The following is a 2,981-nucleotide window of genomic DNA, read 5'->3' as shown; positions in this document are numbered from 1 at the left end:
ACCTGATCCAGGCCGAGCAGGCGCTGCGCTCGGCCAACGCCAACATCGGCGCGGCGCGTGCCGCCTACTTCCCGAAGATCCTGCTCAGCGGCAGTTTCGGGGGCGTGAGCGACTCGCTGTCCAACCTGTTCGACAGCGCCACCAAGGCCTGGACTTTCACCGCGCAGGCGGCGCTGACGCTGTTCGATGCCGGCCGCAACCAGGCCAATGTCAAGGTTGCCGAGGTGAACCGCGACATTGCGGTGGCGCAGTACGAGAAGGCGGTTCAGACCGCGTTCAAGGAAGCTGCCGACGCGCTGAACGGCCAGAGCGAATGGCACCGACAGGTTGAAGCCCAGCAACTCTTCCTGGACGCCGAGCGCGAACGCACCCGGCTGACCAGGATGAAGCTGGACGCCGGCGCTGCCAGCCTGCTGGAACTGCAGGACGCCGAGCGCACACGCGCCGCGGCCGAGCAGGCGCTGGTGCAGTACCGGCTGTCCGAACTGTTGAACCGCGTGGCGCTGTACAAGGCGCTGGGCGGCGAAGAGCGGGCCAGCGAGCAGACGGCTTCGGCGGCGAAGTAAAGCCAGGCGCCCGGTGGGCGCCGCATGAAAAAACCCGGCAGGTGCAGCGCACCTGGCCGGGTTTTCTTTTTGCGGTTCGGAAACCTCAGTACAGGTGCTGGGCCAGGAAGGCCAGGCTGCGCCCGTGGGCCAGCGTGGCGCTGCGCGGGTGGTAGCTGCCGCGGGCCCAGCAGTTGAAGCCGTGGCCGGCGCCGGGGTAGACGTGGAACTCGGTGCCCTTGTGGTCGGCCATGGCGCCGCGCACCTGCTCCACCGCACTGAGCGGAATGTGGTCGTCCTGCTCACCGTAGTGGAACTGCATGGGGCAGCGCACCTGCGGCGCCAGCGCGAGCTGGTTCTGGATGCCGCCGCCGTAGTAGGCGACCGCCGCGTCGACCGGCATCATCGCCGCGGCGCTGAAGGCCAGCCGGCCGCCCATGCAATAGCCGATCGCGCCGACCTTGCCGCTGCACTCGGCGCGACCCTTCAGCACGCCCAACGTGGCCTTCATGTCGCCCAGCACCTGGTCGGACTTGACAGTGCCCATCAGCTCGTAGGCCCGCTTGGCGTCGTCGCCGTCATAGCCCAGCTCGACCCGTGGCGCGTGGCGCCAGAACAGGTCCGGCGCCAGCACCACGAAGCCGTCCTGCGCGTACTGCTCGGCCACGCTGCGGATGTGCGGGTTCACGCCGAAGATCTCCTGCAGCAACAAGAGGCCCGGGCCACTGCCGCCGGGTGGCAGTGCCAGGTAGGCGCCGAAGCGGCCGTCCGGGCTGTCGACGTCCAGCCATTCGGTGGTGATGGGATGAGGCATCGAAAATCCTATAGGGTATTGGGTATGTGATCCCGCCTGCACATCAGCCAAGCTGCTGTCCAAAGAAGCGCAGGGTGCGGTCCCATGCCAGTTGGGCCCAGGCGGCGTCGTATTGGGTCATGGCGATTCGGCCGGGGCCTACGGCGGTCTCGTTGGCGAAGGCGTGCTGCGCCAGGTAGCGGTAGCCTTCGTATGGCACCTGGGCCTCTTTCAGCTTGGCCTCCAGGGCGTCGACGCCGCTCAGCGCGAAGGCCTGGTCCTGGGTGGCCCAGTGGGCCATCAAGGGGCGAGCGCCGATCTTGCTGGCGTCGATGAATTCCAGCGGCGGATAGCCGTACCAGACCACGGCCGCATCCGCCTCGGGTGCCATCACCATGGACAGCAGGCTCAGCGCACCGCCCATGCAGTAGCCGGTGACCCCGACCTTGCCGCTGCCCAGGCCCTGGGCCTTGAGGTGTTGCACCGCACCGCGCACGTCGTTCGCTGCCGCGTCGCCGAAGTCCAGCCCGGTCATCAAGTGGTGGGCCTCTTCCTGCTCCACGGTGCTTTTTCCCTTGTAGAGATCGGGCACCAGCGCAGTGAAGCCGGCAGCGGCCAGCCTGTCGGCCACGCCGCGGATCTGGTCGTTGATGCCCCACCACTCCTGGATCACCACCACCGAGGCCACGGGCTCTGGCGCTTCGGCGCAATAGGCCTTGGCGCTGCGGCCATCGGCGCGCTTGAATTCGATGAGGTGTCCCATATGGAGTGTCCCGTTCGGAGGAGCAATTGACCTGACGTTAAGCGTAACTCAATGCCATTTGATGCCTTGCGCAGGGGTTGGGCCAGCCACGGCGCCAAGGCCGGGGTGGCATGTCGCGCCCCGCCGATTGTGTGCAAAACCGCCCGGCCGTGTCGCCTATTCAGGGTCGGCCCCGTTGTTGCTGACCCGCGCCCATCCCACAATGTTTTGACCAAGCCTGAAGCCAGGTGCGAGGGGGGACTCACCGATGAAGGACGATGATCGACCGCTGATGGCCGAACTCCTGGGCGTGGACGCGCCCTGGAAAGTGATGGACGTGCAGCGCAGCAGCGGCACGCAAACCGTCACCGTTCACATCGAGCGGCCACCGCCTCACCCGGGGCTGTTTAGCCGGCGCGCCGTGGTCCCCGTGCGGCGGCAGTTGCGCTGGGAGCATGTGACCCTGGCCGGATGGCGCTGCCGCGTGCAGGTGGGCTTGCGTGATGGCGACGCCCTGCCTGCCACCGCCTGGACGGGTGAAGAAGCGCCCGGCTACACGCGCGGCCTGCAGCGCCTCATCATGGACTTGCTGCTGGCCGGCGCCACCACCGAGCAGCTTTCGGTGTTGTTGAAGCTGCCCTTTGCGGACCTGTGGCGCCACAAGTTTCGGCTGGACCAGGGCCGCAACACGACTGCGCTGCCCGCGCCTTCCGGCCTGCCGGCGGAAGGTTCGCCGCTGTGGCCTGCGCTGCTGATGGGCCGCGTGTCCCTGGATGTGAAGGCCCTGGGCCTGAGGCTGCTGCTGGCCAAGCTGCAGCGCGAGGCGGCGCTGCATGGCGACGCGGACCTGCACCGCCAGGCTGCGCAGGAACTGCATCGCTATTTCCTGCGCAGCCAGGCC

The 2,981-nt window shown here is 67.8% G+C and carries 4 protein-coding genes; 2 read left to right on the top strand and 2 right to left on the bottom strand.

The window, feature by feature from the left end; translation table 11 throughout:
- Nucleotides 1-566, top strand: a 566-nt coding sequence (locus FKP22_RS25850) for a TolC family protein (RefSeq protein WP_170201090.1), incomplete at its 5' end; no start/stop codon positions are given.
- Nucleotides 567-651: 85 nt separating this feature from the next.
- Here the strand turns inward: FKP22_RS25850 and FKP22_RS25845 are convergent.
- Complete coding sequence (locus FKP22_RS25845; RefSeq protein ID WP_141290665.1) at nucleotides 652-1,359, bottom strand: dienelactone hydrolase family protein; 708 nt, start codon at nucleotides 1,357-1,359, stop codon at nucleotides 652-654.
- Between the two features lie 43 nt (nucleotides 1,360-1,402).
- The gene (locus FKP22_RS25840) at nucleotides 1,403-2,101 is read right to left on the bottom strand and encodes a dienelactone hydrolase family protein (protein ID WP_141290663.1); all 699 of its coding nucleotides are present in this window, start codon (nucleotides 2,099-2,101) and stop codon (nucleotides 1,403-1,405) included.
- 247 nt (nucleotides 2,102-2,348) lie between these two features.
- On the opposite strand from FKP22_RS25840, the gene FKP22_RS25835 reads away from it, so the two are divergent.
- Nucleotides 2,349-2,981: hypothetical protein (locus tag FKP22_RS25835; protein ID WP_170201089.1), on the top strand; the 633-nt coding region annotated here is incomplete at its 3' end.

Origin of the sequence: Ideonella azotifigens (genome assembly GCF_006519715.1) — a bacterium.
Lineage (GTDB): Bacteria > Pseudomonadota > Gammaproteobacteria > Burkholderiales > Burkholderiaceae_C > Ideonella > Ideonella azotifigens.
Note: the sequence above shows the minus strand (reverse complement) of the source record. Positions and strands in the feature narration are given on the sequence as shown.